Origin of the sequence: Lacticaseibacillus sharpeae JCM 1186 = DSM 20505 (genome assembly GCF_001436225.1) — a bacterium.
Taxonomy (GTDB): Bacteria; Bacillota; Bacilli; order Lactobacillales; family Lactobacillaceae; genus Lacticaseibacillus; species Lacticaseibacillus sharpeae.
In genome coordinates this window covers 16,686-37,683 of sequence record NZ_AYYO01000055.1, presented here as the reverse complement: position 1 = coordinate 37,683, position 20,998 = coordinate 16,686, and the positions used below count along the sequence as shown (strand labels likewise).

Below are 20,998 nucleotides of genomic sequence, written 5' to 3'. Positions count from 1 at the left end.
TCACCTGTAACTAGCGGTGAATGGTCGTTTTGACTTACCATGCTGCGTTTTCTGTGTCGAAACCCAGGTGCTCGGCCTCAACCTTGGAGATTTTCGTCATTTCCAGCACGATACTGCCGGCGGGTACGGCATCTAGACCTTGGTTGGCCTTGCCGGTCATGTCGTATGCGGCACCGATGTCCGCAATGGTGAGCGGGTTGTTGTCGGCAAGCTGAATCACTTTGTCGCCTGCATACTGCTTTGCGCTGCCCATGTCGAAGGTAATCCCGATACTGCGGGTGTCGCCAATCACCACGTCAACGTTGTGGCTGACAACGATGTGATACTTGGACAGCTTGGTGTTAACGTGCACCTTGTAGTAGCCGGCGGGAATCTGAGTGCCAACGTTGTAGGATCCAAACGGACTGGCGATGCGGTACTTGCCGTTAGTTCGCGTCAAGTGCTTGAACTTGGCCGGCGTGAAGCGTGCCACAGTCCCTTGAGGCAGGTCATAAAGCGCGTTTTGGGCGCGGACGTACATGCCGGTGTATGTGGCGCCGGCCGGGATGAGGCTACCCATAACGTTGGTTGATTTGGTCGAAGTGTTGGTAATATCGTAGAACCCAGGAGTAATCGCCACCTGGTTCTTCGTGGCCGTGTGCTGGGCAACGTAGGTTTTTCCTGGGTGCATGGTAAATGCTTGTGCCTGCCGGTTGTGCTCAGCGTTCGGTTTAATTGGGTCATTGCGGTAAGCGTCGAGAACGTGGGGCAGTGCCTCACCGCCTAGGTTTAGGTGTCCGGTTGCCGCCCCAACTGCGGTTGCACCACTGATAACCAAGAATATGCCGAGTGCAACGGCGAACGCGCGGCTGTGCCAGAACTTACGCTTAGGTTGTGCTTTGCGGACCCCACGGTCAATGGCTTGGTAAATGGCGCGCTTGGGGATATTGTGGTTACGTGTCATGTTGTGCCTCCTTAGAAATAGGCAATAGTGTTATTCGTCCGTATGTGAAATGTTACATATTAATCATCATTCAAGTTCTGTGCGCAACGCACTCCGGCCACGAGCCAGCCTGGTCTTAATGGTGTTATCGCTGACGTCGAAGCTGGTCGCAATTTCGTGGACGGACCAGCCCTGTAGATAGTGCAAAATTAACACTTCTGAATATTTTTCATCGAGTTCGCCTAACGCCTGGTGCAGTTCGAAGTGATCCAGCGTGTTCGTGGGGTCACCGTTCGCATCAGGGAATTGCTCGTCAAGCTGCGTGCCCCGCTGTTTTTGCTGCGTCTGCAGGAAACGGATGGCTTCGTTGATGACGATGCGGGTGATCCAGGTGCCAAAGTATTTTTCTTCCTGCAATAAGTCCAGCCGCTGGACAGCACGGCAGGCGGCCTCTTGAATCACATCAAGTGCATCCTGCTTATTGTGCGTGTACTGAAATGCGGTTGCGTATAACTGCTGATAATGATACTTGAGGAGCTTGGTGAGGGCCCGTTCGTTGCCAGCCTTGGCCTTAGCGACGAGCCGTTCTTCGTGCGCGGATGTCATGTTGTCACCTCGTGTTCTCGTACTTGCAAGTACACTAGTTAGACCGGCGAAGAAGGCAAAAGGTTTCGTGGCCCGTGAAATATTTTTTGGGGGCGGACCTTTGTAATTGTGTTATGTGTGAAATGTGATGTGTGAATAACACATATGCACCGGCCAGTTTGCCCCCTCAGCATACGCTAAAAAGTGCATGGTGTATGCAAAAAAAACACGACCCGCAAATGCGCGGTCGTGCTGTTAATTCTGCAATGTTTATGGGCGGACTGGTTCGTTAGCCCAGTGGTTGATTGGGCCAAACTTGTGGCCCACCTCGATGGGGTGCATGATGGCCTCACTGACGAAGGCGCGGGCGGTGCGGATGGCACTTTCGACGTCGGCACCCTTGGCTAGTTCTGCGGCGATAACGGCGGAAACCGTGTCGCCGGTCCCGTTACGGCGGTCGGTGTCGAAGAATGGTGCGGGCAACCAGAAGCTCTTGCCATCTTCAAGCAGGACGTAATCATCGACGGTAGCGAAGTCGGCACTGCGCTGACCCTTAATCATGATGTTCTTGGCGCCGAGGTCTTGCAGTTCCTTGGCCGCTGCGGCGATGTCTTCCTTCGTCTTCAGCTTACGGTCAACGAGGTGTTCAGCTTCGTAAAAGTTCGGCGTCATCACGTCCGCGAGTGGAATCAACCGCTGTTTCAGTGTGTTGAACGCGTCAGCTTCCAGTAGCAGGGCGCCGTGCTTAGTCACAATCACGGGGTCGAGCACGAGCTTACCGAAGTCGTACTTCTCCAGGTTGTCCGCGACGGTGTTAATCAGTTCGGCGTCGGCGAGCATCCCGGTCTTGGTCGCCTTAATCTTCAAATCATCGGCGAGCACTTCGAATTCTTTAGCGATGAACGGCAAGGGCAAGGTCACACTGTCGTGGATGCCGTACGAGTTGCCGGCGACCGCCGCAGTGAGGGCGACGGTGCCGTACACGCCGCGCATGAAGAAGCTGTGCAGATCCGCCTCAATCCCGGCGGAACCATCACTGTCAGAGCCACCGATTACCATTGCTTGGGGAAATTCATTTGCCATAATTATCTACCTCGAATCTTTACGTGATATGTATTACAATCTATTGTAGCTGAGTAAGCCATACAATCAAGAAATTTATTGTATGCCGTACAATTAGCAATTGTTGTTACACGTGAAACTAAGGCCAGTGGCGCCGGCACTTTGGAGGAAAAAACTATGTCCATCAACTCATTCGATAACTACCAATTAACGTGGCGGCCGGACAAGCGCGCTCTGAAACGGCCGGTCTACGTGGCGCTCGTGACGGCAATGAAAGACGCAATCGAAAAGGGTGAACTGCTGCCGGGGACCAAACTGCCGCCGCAGCGTGAACTAGCAGATTTTTTGGACGTGAACCTGTCCACCATCACCAAGGCGTACAAGCTGAGCGAAGAGCGCGGGCTCACGTTCGGCGTGGTCGGCAAGGGGACCTTCGTGGCCCAGAACGCGACGGAATCCATCATTATTGCCAAAACTGCCAGTGCCGACGTGATTGATCTGGGGCTCGTGTCCGCGTTCGATGCGTGCAACAAGATGATGGTGCCGGTCATTCAGGCGGTGGCGGGGCAGAGCAACCTGCCCGAGCTGCTGAACTACGACGCGCCGACGGGGTTGCCGGCGCACAAGCGGGCTGGGCGCATGTACCTGGAACGCTTTGGCATCACCGACGTTAAGGACGAGAACATGGCGATTGTGTCTGGGGGTCAAAACGCGGTGACCGTGACGCTGCTCGGTTTGTTCCGGCCAGGTGATCGCATCGCCGTTGATTTTTTCACTTACGCGAACTTCATTGAAATCGCGAAGATGGCCCGGCTGAAGCTCGTGCCAATTCTGGGCGATGATGAGGGCATGCTGGCTGACGACCTCGCTGCCGCGGCGAGCCAGGGTCTGGCAGGCGTGTACCTGATGCCGGAAGGGGCGAACCCCACGGGCGTCCGGATCTCTGGCGCACGCCGGGAAGCGTTGGCGCAAGTGGTGCGTGACAACAATCTAATTCTGATTGAAGACGACTACGAAGGCTTCCTCAAGCTGGGCCTCACACCATTGCCCAAGATGTACACCCTGGCACCGGAGCACTGCGTATACCTCTGCAGCATGACCAAGCCGCTGGCGGTGGGGCTGCGGATTGCGTACATCGTGTTCGCGCCGCAGTATCGCAGTCAGCTGATGGACGCACTGATGAACATCAACATGAAGACCTCAGCCATCGACAGTGAATTTGTGGCCCGCGCCATTATTGACGGCACGGCGCAGCGCATCAGTCAGGCCAAGATTAACCTGGTCGAGCAAAGCAACGCGGCGTTTGACGAAATCTTCCCTGAGCCCGAAGCCAGCGCGGTGGATAACCGCCAGTTGTTCCGCTGGGTTGAGATTCACGATACCGGCATGACTGGACGTGAGGTTGAGCAGCACGGGCTGAACAACGGCTTGCGCTTCTACCACTCCGACCGCTTCCTGGTGGGGGCCGAAAGCGCGAAGAAGTACATTCGCGTGTCCCTGTCGAGTGCCAGCACGATGAACGAGCTGACGACCGGGCTGACACGGCTGCGGCAGTTGCTGATTGCGGGCGGCTATTACGGCTAGGATGGTAGTCGCTGGCAGCGTTTACATGCGTGGCCAGGTGCGTTAAGATGAAGACAGATATGTAACGTTTTGCGTGATACTGACAACGTTGTGTCCGCCATGATTGGCGAACGCGAGAGGATGGTGGATTATGCTGACAAGATTATCTGTCCACGACGCGGTGCACGAACTGTATAACCAAATGACCGATCCGGCGAGTCTGGCAATGTTGCTGAAGGCGGAGCGCCGGCTTGACCGGGGCGAAGACGAGAACGTCACCGCCGCCCGGATTGTGCGGTCACTGGAACAAGGCAAAATCGACCGCAGTTTGGTGATTCCGGATGGGCCCGCGATTGATTCGTTGCGGGCGGCCGGGAACCGGGCGGGTCACCTGCAGGCGGTGCGTGCGGACCTCGATGATTTGTTTTAACGCAAATACGGCAACTTGAACGGAATTATTCGCTCAGGTTGCCGTATTTTTTGCCTTTTAAATGGTTTTGGCGCCGTATACGTGCAGGAAGAACCGGTCGGCTGTGCATTCAATCTTGGTGATGCTCGTGTTGGCCGGTTCCGGCAGGCTCATCGGGTCGGCGGGCTGCAGTGCGACTAGCGCGGCCGCTTTGACCGTGAAACCGTGGGTGACACAGATGATTTGGCCGTCCGGGTGCGCGGCGGCAACGTCCTGCATGAACGCCTTTACGCGCGTTTGCACCTGCGTGAAGGTTTCGCCGCCAGTGGCCACGTTGACGTAGGTGGGCAGAACATCCTGGAGCTTCTGGTCGAACACTTCGGGGTGGGCGGCCATGAGTGCGGAGTTGAGCTGTCCGTCCCAACTGCCGTATGAGATTTCTAATAACCGGGCGTCGATGGTGACCGGCAACTGCGCGTCCTGATTGATGATTGCCGCCGTTTCACGCGTCCGGTCGAGCGGGCTGACGTATAGCTGGTCGGCAAAGCTGATGTCGAACTGCGCGTGCAGGGTTGTTGCTTGCTGCTTGCCCAGCGCGGTGAGGTGGGTGCGCTCGTCGTTGATGGTGCCCTGCTTCAGGCCCATGGCGTTAGCGTCGGTCTGGCCGTGGCGGATGAAATAGAATGTGGTCATGGGAATCCTCCGTTAATGGATGTGAATGGCGCCCGATTGGGTTGTGACGGTTAACTGCGTGCCGTGTGCGGGACCGCTAGTGACGTGGTGCTCGTCAATGCGCTTGATTTGGGGCAGATTTGCGAGCGACACTTCGCCGCTGTCTGCCTTGGCGTTAACGTGCCGGATACCGTTATCCAGCAATTGCAGGTTCACTGCGCCACTTGCGGTTTGGACGCGTGAATTCTGTTGCAGTCCAGTCGCTGTTAAACCAATGGTGCTCGATTCTGCACGCGCGGTGAGCTTTTTGACGGATACGGATCCGTGCAGCGCACCGCTCTGCGTACGTGCATGCAGGGTGCGGGCGTGTAGCTGATTAAACGAAATGGCGCCGTTTGTGGTGACAACAGTCAGGGTGCCGCGGTAGGTGCGGGGAACGCGGACAGTAATATTGATGGTGGTGGAGAACAGGTGATCCAATAAGCTGAGATGTGTTTGTCCTTGCCGAATTGTGCGTGTATTACGAGTGTTGGTTGATTTGCGGACCGCGTACTTCACGTTAGCTGTTTGCTGCACAGAGACGTTGTTGGCCTCGGTCTGCACCACCCGCACAGCGGCATTTTGCGCACGCACCTGGATATTTGCGGTGGGGGCAAACGATTCACTACTGCTAATCACAGTTCGGGCGTGCTGCATATACATCGTACCGTAAAGCCCGGCGATAATGATGGCCAAAATTGGGAACCAGATAAATTTTTTCATGAATTACTCCGAATTGTTTGTTTGAGGCCGTTGCTAAAAAGTGTGATGCAGGTATCCAGCGTGGTCTCGTGGATTGCAGTCGGGTACTGGTGCCGGATGATGGTTTGTAGGCTGTTGATAAGGCTGCTGGCGAACGTTTCGGCAAATGCTGCCGCCAGTTTGGGTTGTCCTGGGTACGCGTTGTTTAGACGTAAAATTGCGGCCGTTACCCGTTTAGTTAGCAGTGCCAGCCGGACCGCGCCGCCAGCTAGCGCACTACCATTACTGCAGTTGAGGAGCAAGTCGATGGCCACGCCATTGTGCTTGAATACGGTGAGCAACTCCTGTTCAATGTTGCTGAAGTAGTCGGGGTCGGTGGTCTGGTCAACCTGGGCCTGGGTGTATTTGGCCTCCATCGCCGTCAGTGTGGTCGAGAATGCGGCTGCTGTGTCGCCAATGCACGCGGCAAAGAGGTCTTCCTTGCCCGTGAAGTAGTTGTATATGTTGCCTTTACTAATCTGCAGTTCTGCCGCCAGTTCGCGGATTGAAACCGCGGCGAATCCACGTGCAGAAAAGGCCGCTTGGGCAACGTTTATTATTTGTTCACGCAGTTGTTCGTTATGTTGACGCATTTCTGACCACCCGTTCATTTTTGCATCAGTTTACCATCTAGATTATTAAATGTAAACCTCGCGCGCAGGCAAAGCGGTTCTAGCTCAGAATATTGTTGTTCATCGCCTGTTGGCAATGAAGGTAGGATCAGATGATTCGTCCAAATTTGTTCATTCTCCGTTGACAGCTGCCTATGAACAATGGTAAATTACTTAACAACCAAGGCCGGCACGCTTAGCCGGTCACCAGAAATCACTCACGGAGGCAGTTATGATGCAGAATATCAACGTTAACATTATCAGCTCCTCCTCTCGGTCTACCACCGCATTTGTGTAGGCCACATTTTGTGAGTCATTGGCCGCACAGATGCTAATCAGCAAACTGTGTGGCCGCGAAAGTTTTGTCATTAACGCGCCCCCGCAGTTTAGCTGCCGGGGCGCGTTTTTTGTTCAGTTAGGGAGGAAAATCAATGCCAGTTTATAATTTTGCCGCCGGGCCGGCCGTCATGCCCGCACCAGTTATTGCCCAGATTCAGCGCGAATTGCCGTCGCTCAATGGGTCGGGGATGAGTATTCTTGAAGTTTCCCACCGGGCCACCGATTTCGACCGCATCATCACGGACGCCGAAGCTGATCTGCGCGCGCTGATGCAGATTCCGGATGACTACGCCGTACTGTTCATGCAGGGCGGCGGTACTGGGCAATTCGCGGCCGCACCCTTGAATCTGGCGACGGATAAACGCCGCATTGCCGTGCTCGATAGCGGCCAATGGGCGGTTAAGGCAGCCCAAGAAGCCGCCAAGTTAGGCCGCCAAGTTGATGTTGTGGCCAGCACCAGAGCCGCTAAGTACACGCGCTTGCCCCAAATGCCGGACACGCTGCCGGCGGGACAGTACGATTACCTGCACGTATGCATGAACAACACCATCGAGGGAACCGCCTGGCACCAGGCGCCGCGTACTGGCACCACGCCGCTGGTTGCGGACATGTCTTCCAACATTCTGGCTGAAGAATACAACGTTAATGATTTCGGTCTGATATTCGCCGGCGCGCAGAAGAATCTTGGACCAGCCGGGGTCACCCTCGTGATTGTACGCAAAGATTTGGTGCACCAGGTTCCAGGACTGCCGAGCATGCTCGATTACCAGCTGTTCATGGAGAAGAACTCGATGAGTAACACCCCACCGGTCTTCAACATTTATGCAGTGGGGCTCGTGCTCAAGTGGCTCCGGCAACAGGGGGGCGTACCCGAAATGCAGCGGCGTAATGAACAGAAGGCCGGTAAGCTGTACGCCTTTTTGGATCAGTCACGCCTGTTCCATAATCCGGTTGTCAGCGCAGACCGGTCGCTGACCAACATTCCGTTCATGACGGGGGATGCGGCACTGGATGCAGCCGTAGTTCAAGCGGCGACGGCTGCTGGACTTATGAACCTCAAGGGCCACCGCAGTGTCGGCGGCTTGCGGGCAAGTCTGTACAACGCGATGCCGCTGGCCGGCGTGGACGCGCTGATTGATTTTCTGCACGCTTTTGAGCAACACCACTAGGAGGATGAATTCATGTATAACGTTAAAACATACAACGCCATTGCCCGCGCCGGCCTGGACCGCTTCACGGACCAGTACGCGCTGAACCAGTCTGATAACCCCGACGCGTACCTGATTCGTTCGGTGAACTTGCGCGACCAGGAGCTGCCGACCAACTTGAAGGTCATCGCGCGCTGTGGAGCGGGTTATAACAACGTGCCACTGCATAAGGCGACCGCCAACGGGACGGCGGTATTCAACACACCGGGGAGTAATGCCAACGCGGTGAAGGAGCTTGTGATTGCGATGCTGATCATTGCCTCACGCAAACTGTTTTCCGCGGCCAAATATGCCGGCCAAAATCGCGGTGCGGACATCAGCACGCGGACCGAGGCCGAAAAGACGCAATTCAACGGTACCGAACTGCTCGGTAAGACGCTCGCGGTTATCGGCGTGGGCCACGTGGGGGCGCTCGTTGCGCACGCCGCGAGTGACCTGGGTATGCATGTGGTGGGCTATGATCCGTATCTGTCCGCCGATGATGCTTGGCACATCCCCACCAGCACCGTGCGCGCCCACAGCCTGACAGAAGCCATCGCGCAGGCCGATTACGTTACGGTGCACGTGCCCAAGAATGATGAAACCACGCACCTGATTGGCGCCGCCGAACTGGCGCAGATGCGGCCGGGAACGGTGCTGCTGAACTTCGCTCGTCTGGGCATCGTTGATAATGATGCGGTGGTTGCTGCCCTGGATAACGGGCAGCTTGACCGTTACATGACGGACTTCGGGGACGACGCCATCTTGAACCGCCCCGACGTGCTGGTGACGCCACATCTGGGGGGCTCGACCGTGCAGGCCGAGGACAACGGTGCGGTGCAGGGTGTGAACACCATCATGAACTTTCTGGAAACGGGTAATGTTCAGTTCAGCATCAACTTGCCGACCCTGCAGGTGCCATTTTCCACCTGTTACCGCCTGACATTGATGCACGAGAACATCCCGAATATGGTCGGCCAGATTGCCACCACACTCGCGGCGAGCGGCATCAACATCGAGGGGATGAGTAACGCGGCCAAGAAGAATGAGGCGTACACGATTATCGACGTGAATGCCAAACCGAGTGTGGCCGCGATTGACCAGCTGACACAGATTGCGGCCGTCCAGCGGGTACGGCTTCTAGCCAACCCAGCTGACCTAAAATAATTTTGCGTAACCGCTTGCAATCGACTTAGGCAACCCTGTATGATGAAATTAAGGGGGAGGCGGAAAACTCCCTCGGTATTACCTCCTTTTGATGCTTCAGTTGGTGCTACAATTTCTAATTTTTGGTGATTTCATAATGATTTCCTTCTTTCAAAAAGTACACCAGTAATGCTGGTGTATTTTTTTGCGCGTAGTGAAATTATTGCCTGTTGTCGCGGCAAAATTGCTTAATGCTCTAGCCGCAACCGGTTCCAACATGTATCCTAGTACTTGAGGTGAAGACGATGGCATTTAAAATTGGACGGTACTTGATGGCGGTGCGCCAGGACAGCAATATTGATCCCGACGCGTTGGCCGGCAAGCTGCGAATTGAACGTTCCATGTTAAACAATTGGGAACTCGACGTGAGTCACCCGAACATCGATGCATTGCTGGCGGTAGCGGCGGCGATGGATGTTGATGTGCGCCGGCTGATTGGGCTGAAGACTACCACTGGCCGGTCACTGTTTCACCCCTTCGCCAAAAAGGACGCACTGCAGTGGGAGCATCAAGGTAGCGAGCGGCGCCAGGTTGCTCTCAGTATTGTGCTCACCATGGCGGCGGAAGAGGCGGCTAAGGATGAAGACATCCACGCGGCCCTTGTGAATTACTACGAACAGCTAATTCAGGAGAAGGACACGCGCACGGATATGGTGATTAACGCCAACAACATCCGTCTGGGTCAGGCCCTTGGTAAGACGCAAGTGAGCGACACGAGCCGGGACGAGTACAACCAGTTGTTGCAGCTGGCGATGGACGGGTTGCGCGGGAAGTAGAATTTGGGCACGAGTGCGCTGATAAGCTGCGTATCCGTGCTATTTTTGATTGGAGTAAAACATGCAGCCAGAATTAGTGATTAAAGACACGGCGGAACTAACGCCCCAAGAGGTGATTACCATCATGCGCGCACGCGTGGCGGTGTTCGTTGTGGAGCAGAACTGCCCGTATCAGGAAGTGGACGCCAAAGACGAGACAGCCCGGCACGTCATACTGTGGCAGGATGGTCAGCTCGCAGCCTACACACGGATCATTCCGCATGATGATGGGGTGCACATCAGCTTCGGCCGGGTACTGGTGGTCGCGCAATTCCGCCGGCAGCATCTGGGCCGGCAAATTGTGGCGGCCACAATCGCCGAGATTCAGCGGCTGCATCCGGGACGCGCCATCAAGATTCAGGCGCAGGACTATTTGCGTCAGTTTTACGGGTCATTTGGGTTCACTGCGGTGTCGGCGACGTATTTGGAGGACGGGATTCCGCACGTGGACATGGTGCTGGAATAGGCTGCACTATTTGACAACCGAATGTCTGTTCGTATAATTATATTTATCAAACACGCGCAAAGGCGACCGGATTCGATGCTTGATTCCGGTCGCCTTTGCGCCATTCGAGGTGCGTATGTCAAAAACACAGTTAACGCTTGACCTGGAGAAGACCCTGTACGCCTATTGGGAAGAACAGGGGGCCACGGCCGTTGAAGAAGTCAGCATGCCCGATGATCAGGGGATTGTCGACACGTTGGTGCTGCAAAACGACAATGGTGCGCACACGTGGCGGTGCTTCGAGCTCAAGGTGACTAAGAGCGACTTCCACAGCAGCGCCAAGCTCAGTTTCGTGGGCAATTACAATTATTTCGTGTTGCCGGCTAAGCTGTACGCACAGCTTAAGCCAGAAATTCCGGCCCACATCGGCGTGCTGACTTACCGGGCTTTCGATGCGGCTGACCTGGATGCGGCGCTAGTTCCCATAACCACGCCGGGTGCGTTGACCATTGCTAAGTCGGCGCGGTACCAGGAATTGCAGGTGCCAGAGTCCGCATTGCTCGACCGCTTTACCGCCAGTTTGAACCGGGAAGTGGTGAAGGCTAAGCAGGTGGAGAAAGGACTGGCGCAATATTCTAGTGAACAACTGCTCAAGGAAATGCGCAAGCGCAGTGCGAACTATGATGTCTACCATCCAGACCGCAACGTGTACGACCAGTTTGCCGCGGAACTGGAATCAACGACCATCACGGCCCTGCAGGATGAGGTCGACGCACTCACTGGTGAACTGGCACTGCTCAAGTTGGGGTTGGCCCACGATGAGGCGGCGCGATGAAATACTATCCGTTAATTCGCGGGCGGCAGTATGATTTGCTGGCCTTGATTGCGGCACTGGATGTGGGGCTGAGTGCGAACATCGTGCCGGTAGTCGAGCCGGTCAAAGATATTGCGGGCTTACCGCGTGTGGTGGCGGCGTTCGCCAAGGCGCAGCACCCGCTTCTCATTGTGCAGAATCCGCAGGTGGGGCAATATGGCCTGCTGAAAACACCCAAGTACGTCCTCCCCGACCCGTTGCCGGCCCCGGTGCAATTTGCCCGGTATTTTGACGGGACAGACACACCAACAGCTGTCGTGATTGCGCAGAGTGCCGCGCAGGTGGCGTTGCTTGCGCCAGACCAGTTCGCGGTCGTGCCGAACACGGCGGTCGTCCGGGCGGCAGGCCATGCGCCCGCCATTTACCTAGAGGATCATTACCCGACGCGGGCCCAGACACAGGATTATTATTTCCTGCAAGATGAGCTGTATCAGTACCCCAAGCGGTTTTTGCCTGGTGTTGGCACCGCCGATTACCCGCTAGCGACGGCTGAATATGATGAGCACGGTTATCCGCAGCGCGCCATTGCGTTGCACCTGCTACACGTGGACGCGGGTTGTTTGCGCGTGCGTCATTTCGTATCTGTGAACAATGACGATTACAGTAATCCGGGCGCGAAGTTCTTCGAGACGCTCGCACCGCTGCGGGCGTGGCTGACGGTGCACCCTGATGCCGCAACGCCAGCGACGACGGAATTACTGGCCCTTGGCGCCCGCCACCATTTTCCGGGTCTCGGTACCATCCGCAAGTTAGAACTCATGCACTGGTTGACCGTCTATGACCGGTGGCTGGCCGCTGGCGAAAATGAAAAAGTCTGAACCGCGTTGGCGGCTCAGACTTTTTTAGCTGCGGTGCGGTTTGCCAAGCAGGGAACTAAGCAAGCCCTCGCGTTTGCGTTCCGGACGTCCAGAAGCGGGGATGTCGGCGTGGTCAAGTGCCCGGTTCGTTGGTTGCGCCTTGGCGTTCTGCTCCGGCCGGTAGCTGGCGGCATCCTGCTTGCTGGCGGGCTTGTACGGCGCCGGGTCCGCCTTGCGCTTGCTGGCTGCAGCCTGAATTTTCGCCGATGGCTTGTACGGCCGCGGGTCCGTTAGCGGCTGCGGGTTAGCGAATGCGGCCAGGCCGTAGCCACTGATGAGTCCCTTTTGCTCATCACTCAACATGTCCGTCTTGGCGGGTTCCGGATGCGGGTCGGGCTTAGTCAAACCGCAGAAGCCGTTCAGCTGCAAGTAGTAGTAGTTGTCCAGCGACCACAGCGGTGATTGCGGTTCGGTGTTGAACATGTAGTAGTCTTCGCGCCGCGCGGTGGTGGTGAAGTGGAAGCAGTGCTCGTTGGATGCCTCCTCCCAGACGAATTCCTGGATGTTGGCACGTTCGACCTGGGACGGAAAGGTCATCGTGGGCGTAAGCTGGTGGAAATAGATTTGGCTGGGGCTGATAATCATCAGGTACTCAGGCTCATGGCGGGCCAGCTGCTGGTCGAACGTGCCATCCGGGTAACGGTGGAAGAGGGAAAAACTCATGGCGCGTCCAGCTGACATCCGGCGCCGCACGACGATGTAGTTATGGTCGGGCGTGATGCCCTGCTGCTGGACGAAATCAGCCACGGCATGTGGGTCATTAATGTTGATGTTAGTCATAGTTCTGCCTCCAAAGCATGGTGCACCCTTGCAACCGTTTTACTCACTGCGATTATAGCATTTATGGCGTGCAGGATGGTCGGACTTCAGTCTGAAATTATTTGCTTGCAATTAATCATGGGTGTGGTATTCTTGCCTTCCTATCGAATGTTGCTGGGGCTGCGCGAAATATCTTGCGGGGCACCATTTTTGTGTCTAACGACCAGGAGGCGTACATGTCTGAATCAAGCTACATTGAAATTCGCGGGGACCGGGAGAACAACTTGCGCGACATTGATTTGCGGATTCCCAAGCACCAGATTACGGTTTTCACCGGCGTGTCCGGATCGGGGAAGTCGTCGGTGTTGTTCGATACGATTGCCCAAGAAGCGGGGCGGCAATTAAATAGTACGTTTAGCAGTTTTGCCCGCCTGTTTTTGCCCAAGTACCGCCGGCCCGATGTCGATGCGGTGGCGAATATTTCGCCGGCTGTGGTGATTGAACAAAAGCCGCTGGGGGGCAATGCCCGTTCGACGCTCGGGACCATCAGTGACGTGAACCCGTTGCTGCGGATTCTGTTTTCGCGCTTCGGCCAGTCCAAGCACGGCACCGCCAGCAACGCTTTTTCCTTCAACGATCCCCAGGGTATGTGTGCGACGTGCCAGGGGATTGGCCGGACGTACGTGCTGAAGCTTGATGCGGCAGTTGACCAGACTAAGTCGCTGGCCGCCGGGGCGGTGCAGCTGCCAGGTTATACGAACAACGCGTACTATCAGCAATTGTTGATTAAGGCGCAACTGTTCGACAATGATAAGCCGGTCGCCGACTTCACACCTGCCGAGATGCAGCTACTGCTCAACGGTGCCGCGACGGAAGACCAGCGGAAGAAGGACAAGTTCGAGGGCATTGGCCGCCAGTTCTTCCGCCGCCTGGTGAAGAGCGATGGTGATACGAGTGCCGCGGCACAAAAGCAGCTGGACCAGTTCGCCCAGATGGACGTGTGCCCCGATTGTCACGGCCAGCGCTACAACCAGGACGTGTTAAATAGCCGGATTGCGGGCAAGAATATCTTCGACCTCACCGACATGCAGCTGGATGAACTGGATGCGCTGCTCGCGACGTGGACCGCGCCCCAGATGGCACCACTGCTGCACGATTTGCACCAGAAATTGGGTGACCTGATTGAAATCGGGTTGGACTACCTGAGCCTAACGCGCGAGACCGCCAGCTTGTCTGGTGGGGAGAGTCAGCGGGTGAAGACGGTGCAGTACCTCGGCAACGCACTCACCGACATGCTCTACATCCTGGACGAGCCCAGTACCGGCCTGCACCCGCGCGACGTGCACCGTCTGAACGACTTGCTGGCGAAGTTGCGCGACAATGGCAATACGGTGCTCGTGGTTGAACACGACCCAGACGTGATTAAGGTGGCTGACCACATCATCGACATGGGGCCGGGGGCCGGTATTCACGGCGGGACGGTCACGTTCACAGGCAGTTACAGCGAACTGCTGGCCAGTGGCACGCTAACGGGCAAGGCCCTGCGGCAGCACTTGCCGCTAAACGCGCACCCGCGGCCGGCGACGACCTTCATTACCAGTCGCCCCAGCTCACTGCATAATTTAAACAATACCCAGCTGTCTGTACCGACGGGGCTGTTCACCGTCATCACGGGCGTTGCCGGGTCGGGGAAGAGCACCCTGGTCGAGCAGGTCTTCGCTAAGGACCATCCCGAAGCCGTGATTATCGATCAGGCGCCGCTGCACGCCAATAGTCGGTCCAGCATCGCGACGTACACGGGCATTCTGGACCGTCTGCGGCAGATTTTCGCCAAGGAAACCGGCAAGCCCGCGGGTTTCTTCTCCGCCAACAGTACCGGTGGCTGCCCTGAGTGTAAGGGTAAGGGCACGGTGGAACTCAATCTGTCATTCATGGACAACGTGAGCGTCGAATGTCCCACTTGCCACGGCAGCAAGTTCAAGGCGGAGGTGCTGGATTACAAGATTCGCGGGCTGAGTATCGTCGACATGATGCACATGACCGTTGAAGAAGCTGTGGCGTTCTTCAATGACAAAAAAATTAGTGCTAAGTTGCAGGCGGTGGAAAACGTGGGTCTGAGCTACCTACAAATCGGCCAGACGCTGGACACATTGTCGGGTGGTGAAGGTCAGCGGCTGAAGATTGCGGCGGAACTGCTGAACGATGGTAACCTCTACATCCTGGACGAACCCACAACCGGGTTGCACACTGCGGATACGGCCAACATGATTCGGATTATTAATGATTTAGTGGATCAGGGGAACACCGTCATCGTGATTGAGCACAACACTGACGTCATGCGCGCAGCTGACTGGATTGTTGATATTGGGCCTGATGGTGGGAGTCGCGGCGGTCAGATTGTCTATGCTGGCCCCGTTGCTGGAATTAAAAATATTAAAGATTCTATTACCGCCGAATATATTTGAAAATTGGGGTCAACTCGAATGAGAGTTGACCTTATTTTTTGTCCAGAAACTGCCAGACTTTTATTTGAACGTGCTCATTATGGCATTATGTAAAATGTTCTGAAAACGTGGTCTTTTGTTCACAATATACAGACACTGAATATTGTGGATTTTGCGCATTTGCGACTGAAAATGCGACACAAATGCCAATGTGCTGCGATTGGCGTGCAATCACCCGCTTGTGACACATGTTTCAGTTACTTGGGTCAAAATACTAATGTCGCAGGATTATGAACATATCCAAAAATGAGAAGGCCTTGGGCACATTCTGGGAATAGTGCTCATTGCGTGCTTAGTTAACCCCCGATAATGAGTGAATTGCTTTTCTGAAACTGTCTAACTTCTTACCTAAAGCTTAGCGCATTATTCTTGCTGCAAGGCCGCGAACTCGATAATATAATAGATGAAATCAAACGGAACCAGAAGCACAGTGCTTCTGGAAAGACACACGATTATCAGATGCTAGGAGGAATTGAAGCATGATTTTGGTTATTACCGCTGTTGTTATTTTGGGATTGGTTGCACTTGCTAGTGACCGCATGGTTGATGATGTGGAGACTCCAGCTGTGAACGACTGGATGTTCACTCGTTCTCTGTAATCCATTAAATCAATAAAGAATCGCCCAGCATTCGCGTAAACGAATGCTGGGCGATTTTTTTACTTGTTTTTGGCCTTTTCCCGGAGCAAGTTGACGAGGGCCTCGACATCCTTGGCCGCCGTGTCCGTATCGTGGAAGGTGAGGTTCGGGAAGCTCTTCAGCAAGCGCCGCTGCACGTAATTGAGGCGGGGCAGCTTGGTGTTCTTCTTGCTGGCGCGATAGTCGTCCAGCCACTCTTCGCCGCGTTCAGCAATTGGGTGATCGGCAATCCGGTCAGCGATTTCCTTCTTCTTATCGGCGATGGCGTCCCCGATGCGCTTGGTGGCCGCGCCGAATGCAAGGGCGTTGGCCAGGGTGAAGCCGACATCGAACATGAACAGGGCGAGCAAGACGAGGACGGCGAACATTCCGTAGCGCATATCGAGGTGGGTCACGAAGCGCGCAACGAACGGGTGGATGACCTTGACGATGAAGACAACGCCCAGCCCCCAGAAGGCGGAGATCGGCAAGGCGACGCGGCCGTTCAGGTTGAGGGGTACCTTGCTGTAGTCCCACCAGCGCGCGTGGAACAGCTTTTCCATCCCCCAGCCCGTGACGTACTCGATGACGGTAACCACGAGGGCTGACAGGAGGTAGAGCAGGATGAGGTTATGCGCGAACGGTTGCACCACGGCGAGCACGGCGGTCATGCTGAAGCCGTAGACCGGAATGATGGGGCCGTTCAGGAAGCCGGAGTTCACCCACTTGTGCTTTTGCCAGCTCACGTAGCAGCTCTCCCAGATCCAGCCGACGAAGCCATACGCGAAGAAGTACAGCATCCAGATGTCGAATTCCTGTTGCAAATAGATTAGTTGACTTGTGTAGTTCATGTGCGCGCCTCCCAGTCATGACCTTTGCCTGCTACATTTATGTTAACACGCAGGGCCGTCCGAACGCGATGAATACGGCCGCAACAATCTGCGGGCTTTGTTGCAGCAGCGTTCACCGGCACGATTACGGTCTTAGGTTACGTCACGGTGCATTTTTCGCAAAAATAATATACGAAAGTTGAGTTAAATGTGGCGGACGCGGTGGTTATGCTATGAGTGGTTAGTGTTGGTAGCGTTGACCTGTTGCTTGGGTAGGGGATAGTTCACCCTCATACCCGTGATTTTGGCAGCAGGCTTTTTGCGTTCACTGGAAAAGGCTGCGGCCATGCCCGATAGTGAGGAGCAGGTTTCGATGAATCAACACAGACAGCAGGCGATGAAGGAAGCACGAACTGTGCACTTCAAGATGTACAAGGACGGCAAACGCTGGGTCGTTGCGGGGATGTTCAGTGTCGCGCTCGCAACGGTCTTTTTGGGCGGCCGGCACACGGTGGCGGCAGCAACGGATGATGGCGGCGCGGTGCGGGTAGCCGTAGACAAACCGCAGATGACGGAAGCAAACGCGGATACAGATGCGGTGGTGACCCAGGCGGAAGCTGAGCAGGCACCGGCCGCTGAGCAGCAACCGGCAGTCGCGGCCGAGAAGACGCCAGCAAAGACGACGCCAGCAAAGACGACGGCACCCGTTAAGGAGCAGGCGGCCGCGCCGGTTACACGTGAAACAAGCACGCCGCTGACGGTAACCGCGCAGAACACGCAAAACGCGGCGGGGATGACCACCATCAGTGGCCAGACGGCAGCTGGAGCACAAGTGACCGCGATTGCGGACTCCGGCTACCAGGTGGGGGTGACGACGGCCGACACCACGGGTAAGTACAGCATCAATACCCGGGTTAGTGGCACCATCACGCTCACCGCGACGCAGGCAGATCAGCACGCGGTGGCCACCGTTCAAGTGGCTGCGGCAAGCGTCGAGCAAAAGCAAACGGCCCGCGCTGGGAAGCAAGAACTGGCGGCGAAGGGTCGGGATGCACTCATTTCTGCGTCAATTGCGTCGCACTCGACGACCAGGCTCGACACGGACGACATCGCGGTTGAAGATACCGTCCTTTCAGATAGCGCGATTGGCACCGAATTTACCAACCTCAATGATGAGGCTGATACGTTGCAGACAAGCGGGGTTGGGGAAACCCCCAGCAACGCAATTCAGTTTACAGACGTTGACCAAACCGCAGACGTGAATGTGGTGACGTCAAGCAGTACGCTGGCATCTGGGAGTGTCTTGGGTACAGATGGCCAGTACGACGTAATCCAGCTCGGGGATGGCTTGCAGGGGCAGATTCGGGAAATTAACGGGCAGCAGGTGGCCGTGGTGACCACCGAGTTCACGATGAGTTTGGCCGATATGATTCCGTTCTACGATGTTGGTCAAAGCCTGGTCAGCCTGATTCCAATCTTTGGCGGGATGGCCGACCGCACGATGCAGGCACTGGAAGACATCGCGACGATTACCACTGTTGCGCCGGTGCGGGGTGTGGAATCCTCCAAGACGGCCGATGGTGATTACACGCAGTTCTATGTCGATTTGTCTAAGGTCAACTTGGCGCAACTGGCCGCGGATAAGGTGAACGCCACGATGTCCAGTGAGGAAGGCAAGACGCTGTCGGATGCGGATCAGCAGACGCTGGCCGACCAGATGGCAACCCAGTTTGAGGGTGGCTTCTCGGCCAAACTGCTGGGCAGCACCACGGTGGTTACGCCGCTTTCCGTGCGGCCAACGGCGGAGATTGACCAGACCACCAATCAGCAGGACATCAGTATTGCTAGTGCCTTTTACAGCGACAATATCTTCCAGTTCGACTTCGGGCGCAGTGAAGACGGCACTTTTTATCCCCTCTACGTCCAGACGCCAGACCGTGATGGCAACGGCACGCCTGATTTGACCGACGCGCGTAATGGCGGCGGCACTAGTACCGGGACGGAGACGGGGACCGAAACTGGGACGGGGACCGGCATCGACATCGGGACCGGCACGACCACCACACCAGAATCCGGCCAGCTGACCGTGCAGGCCGACCTCGATGACGATTTGAACGTCGAGATCACCGGGACGGGCGCAACACCAGGCAAGTTTGTCATGCTCTTCAATGGCAACAACTTGGGAACTGGTGAAGAGGCAATGGTTAAGGGCGCGGAGAGCAAAATAACCCGTGTAACTGCGGATGAAAATGGTAATTATACGTACACCGTGCCTGCAAATACGGCAAATACCTTTAACCCTGCACTTTACGGGGGCCACGTCACGGTTGTCGACGTTGAAACTAATCATCTAGTCGTTGCTGACGTCGAAAATCCCGTCGTCACCGCCAGCCTCGGCGGGGTGGTCACGGTCGAATGGAATAAGACTCCGCAGCAGGTTAAAGACCAGACGCATGCGAATGACCCGCTATGGACCGAGCTGGAAAGCTACTACAGTGACCCGGCGAACGCAAAGCTGAACGTCTCCGTGGTCGCGATGGGCAAGACGCAAACAATTGACTTGCCGACTACAGACCTTTTCACCTGGGAACCAGGTAGCTTCTACAACGGCGTTAAGGACCACGGCGAGCAGTTCGTGCTCACGGATAAGGGGAAGCAGTACGTTACGGAGCAGGTAACCAAGCTCTATCCGGACTACATTTTCGACGCTAACGCCATTACTCCGGGCGGGACGCTGCGGATTCTGCCTGCTGAAGTGACCATTACCATGGATGCCGGCAACTTCACCGCGGATGCGGGCAGTGCCACGTTCGCCGCGGACCTGCTCAATGCCAGCGATGGCCAGGTGACTGCGCACCTGACCCGCGGCAGTGACACCCTGGGTGAGACGGTGCAGCTGGTTGCCGGAACCGACTATGTCCTGGATTCAGGGGTGGAGCAAAAGATTGGCAGTTACAGCGATATTTTCCGCTTGACGGCAAATGGCCTCGGCAAGCTGCAGGGGCAGCTTGACACGAACCACAAGCTCGGCGGCGACGTCAGCGAGGTCCGTGCCGGGACCGCGGATGTGTATGAGAATAAAACGGTGCGTTACAGCGTTACGTATTCCGGGGCGGGTGCTAAGACACCGGCAGCGAACGGTGAAGACGTTACCTGGCACGGCAGTCTGGGTAGCGACGGGACCATTACGTGGACCACGGATGACATTCATGAAATCCCAACGCCAGTGGTGGCCGGCTATACCGCGGACAATATGCACCCATTCCAGGGCGTCGCGGGCACTTCGAACGGTCGGCCAAGTGACTGGCCAATTCAGGTAACCTACACCCTAGGCGAACTGGGGTTGAATACGCCGGTCCCAGAAGGTAAGTATGTACCAATCAGCGGCACCACGGCACCAAACTTGTCCGTAACCGTAGCAACCGCAAACGGCGAGCCAATCACCACGACGGCCGATGATCAGGGCGGGTTCGACGTGATTACGACGCTTGCCGACGCCCCGGTTGGTTCAACCGTGACCGCCACTGTGACCTCTGGGGATAAGCCGCAGAGCAAGACGTCGGTTGTGCAAGCGAACGTACCGAACGCCCCGACTGCCACCATCAAGCCAATCATGAACAAGGTGTCCACCATTTCCGGTAAGGGTGAGGCGAATGCCGACATCAAGATTTACTTGCCGAACGGCACGGTGGCTGCAGAAGTGACGGCGGATGACAGTGGACTGTACACCGCGACCGTCACGTCAACGGTGGCACCACCGCACACGATGCTGGCGGTGACCCAGACGACGCCGGGGGGCACGAGCCTGAGTGCGACGGTGGAGACGAGTCGGCCAGGGCTGAGCAAACCAACCATCTCGGTGCGGGTGAACACGCCGAACATGACGATGAGCGATGAGGCAACCAGCGCGAACGAAATTTAGCTTTTAGGGGTACCAATATTAATTTATTGCAGGGTCAAT

Annotated in this window: 18 protein-coding genes; 10 read left to right on the top strand and 8 right to left on the bottom strand. The window is 56.0% G+C overall.

The features are described from left to right. Window positions 1-34: 34 nt before the first annotated feature. The 3 genes from FC18_RS09925 to thiD all read right to left on the bottom strand — a co-directional run bounded on the left by FC18_RS09925 (window position 35) and on the right by thiD (window position 2,590). Window positions 35-943 (bottom strand): hypothetical protein, encoded by a 909-nt coding sequence (locus FC18_RS09925; protein ID WP_054677100.1) that lies wholly within the window; start codon window positions 941-943, stop codon window positions 35-37. A gap of 66 nt (window positions 944-1,009) precedes the next feature. After that, on the bottom strand, window positions 1,010-1,528 hold the full coding sequence (locus FC18_RS09920; RefSeq protein WP_054677102.1) for a sigma-70 family RNA polymerase sigma factor: 519 nt from the start codon (window positions 1,526-1,528) through the stop codon (window positions 1,010-1,012). Between the two features lie 249 nt (window positions 1,529-1,777). Next, window positions 1,778-2,590 (bottom strand): bifunctional hydroxymethylpyrimidine kinase/phosphomethylpyrimidine kinase, encoded by an 813-nt coding sequence (thiD, locus tag FC18_RS09915; RefSeq protein ID WP_054677105.1) that lies wholly within the window; start codon window positions 2,588-2,590, stop codon window positions 1,778-1,780. Window positions 2,591-2,746: 156 nt separating this feature from the next. On the opposite strand from thiD, the gene FC18_RS09910 reads away from it, so the two are divergent. Together FC18_RS09910 and FC18_RS09905 are read left to right on the top strand one after the other, a co-directional pair. Then, on the top strand, window positions 2,747-4,153 hold the full coding sequence (locus FC18_RS09910; protein WP_054677108.1) for an aminotransferase-like domain-containing protein: 1,407 nt from the start codon (window positions 2,747-2,749) through the stop codon (window positions 4,151-4,153). 130 nt (window positions 4,154-4,283) lie between these two features. Then, window positions 4,284-4,562, top strand: coding sequence for a hypothetical protein (locus FC18_RS09905; protein ID WP_054677110.1), 279 nt, complete (start codon window positions 4,284-4,286; stop codon window positions 4,560-4,562). A 57-nt stretch (window positions 4,563-4,619) separates the two neighbouring features. On the opposite strand, the gene FC18_RS09900 is transcribed toward FC18_RS09905, so the two are convergent. From FC18_RS09900 to FC18_RS09890, 3 genes are read right to left on the bottom strand one after another with little or no spacing between them, the layout of a single operon-like run. Next, window positions 4,620-5,234, bottom strand: a complete 615-nt coding sequence (locus tag FC18_RS09900; protein WP_054677112.1) for a histidine phosphatase family protein — start codon at window positions 5,232-5,234, stop codon at window positions 4,620-4,622. A gap of 12 nt (window positions 5,235-5,246) precedes the next feature. After that, complete coding sequence (locus FC18_RS09895; RefSeq protein ID WP_054677113.1) at window positions 5,247-5,975, bottom strand: DUF4097 family beta strand repeat-containing protein; 729 nt, start codon at window positions 5,973-5,975, stop codon at window positions 5,247-5,249. Continuing rightward, window positions 5,972-6,586 carry a TetR/AcrR family transcriptional regulator gene (locus FC18_RS09890; protein WP_054677115.1) on the bottom strand — a complete coding sequence of 205 codons (615 nt, stop codon included), beginning with the start codon at window positions 6,584-6,586 and terminating at the stop codon, window positions 5,972-5,974. The genes FC18_RS09895 and FC18_RS09890 overlap by 4 nt, the downstream gene beginning before the upstream one ends. A 449-nt stretch (window positions 6,587-7,035) precedes the next feature. On the opposite strand from FC18_RS09890, the gene serC reads away from it, so the two are divergent. The 6 genes from serC (at window position 7,036) to FC18_RS09860 (ending at window position 12,288) form a co-directional block, all read left to right on the top strand. Then, window positions 7,036-8,112: a 3-phosphoserine/phosphohydroxythreonine transaminase gene (serC, locus tag FC18_RS09885; protein WP_054677117.1), complete on the top strand. Its 1,077-nt coding sequence runs from the start codon at window positions 7,036-7,038 to the stop codon at window positions 8,110-8,112. Between the two features lie 12 nt (window positions 8,113-8,124). Further along, a complete protein-coding gene (locus FC18_RS09880) occupies window positions 8,125-9,297 on the top strand; it encodes a phosphoglycerate dehydrogenase (protein ID WP_054677120.1) in 1,173 nt (390 codons plus the stop codon). Between the two features lie 284 nt (window positions 9,298-9,581). Then, entirely contained in the window at window positions 9,582-10,112 is a 531-nt protein-coding gene (locus FC18_RS09875) for a helix-turn-helix domain-containing protein (RefSeq protein WP_054677121.1), read from the top strand. A gap of 61 nt (window positions 10,113-10,173) precedes the next feature. Next, entirely contained in the window at window positions 10,174-10,617 is a 444-nt protein-coding gene (locus FC18_RS09870) for a GNAT family N-acetyltransferase (protein ID WP_056976199.1), read from the top strand. A 115-nt stretch (window positions 10,618-10,732) separates the two neighbouring features. Then, a complete protein-coding gene (locus FC18_RS09865; protein WP_054677123.1) occupies window positions 10,733-11,431 on the top strand; it encodes a hypothetical protein in 699 nt (232 codons plus the stop codon). Next, window positions 11,428-12,288: a sce7725 family protein gene (locus FC18_RS09860; RefSeq protein WP_054677125.1), complete on the top strand. Its 861-nt coding sequence runs from the start codon at window positions 11,428-11,430 to the stop codon at window positions 12,286-12,288. The genes FC18_RS09865 and FC18_RS09860 overlap by 4 nt, the downstream gene beginning before the upstream one ends. 24 nt (window positions 12,289-12,312) lie before the next feature. Here FC18_RS09860 and FC18_RS09855 read toward each other — a convergent pair whose 3' ends face one another. Beyond that, entirely contained in the window at window positions 12,313-13,107 is a 795-nt protein-coding gene (locus FC18_RS09855) for a hypothetical protein (RefSeq protein WP_054677127.1), read from the bottom strand. Window positions 13,108-13,322: 215 nt separating this feature from the next. On the opposite strand from FC18_RS09855, the gene FC18_RS09850 reads away from it, so the two are divergent. Continuing rightward, complete coding sequence (locus FC18_RS09850; protein ID WP_056976196.1) at window positions 13,323-15,551, top strand: ATP-binding cassette domain-containing protein; 2,229 nt, start codon at window positions 13,323-13,325, stop codon at window positions 15,549-15,551. A 697-nt stretch (window positions 15,552-16,248) separates the two neighbouring features. Here the strand turns inward: FC18_RS09850 and FC18_RS09845 are convergent. Continuing rightward, window positions 16,249-17,058, bottom strand: a complete 810-nt coding sequence (locus tag FC18_RS09845) for a putative ABC transporter permease (RefSeq protein ID WP_056976194.1) — start codon at window positions 17,056-17,058, stop codon at window positions 16,249-16,251. Window positions 17,059-17,410: 352 nt separating this feature from the next. On the opposite strand from FC18_RS09845, the gene FC18_RS09840 reads away from it, so the two are divergent. Continuing rightward, the gene (locus FC18_RS09840) at window positions 17,411-20,959 is read left to right on the top strand and encodes a KxYKxGKxW signal peptide domain-containing protein (protein ID WP_054677129.1); all 3,549 of its coding nucleotides are present in this window, start codon (window positions 17,411-17,413) and stop codon (window positions 20,957-20,959) included. Window positions 20,960-20,998: the final 39 nt, after the last annotated feature.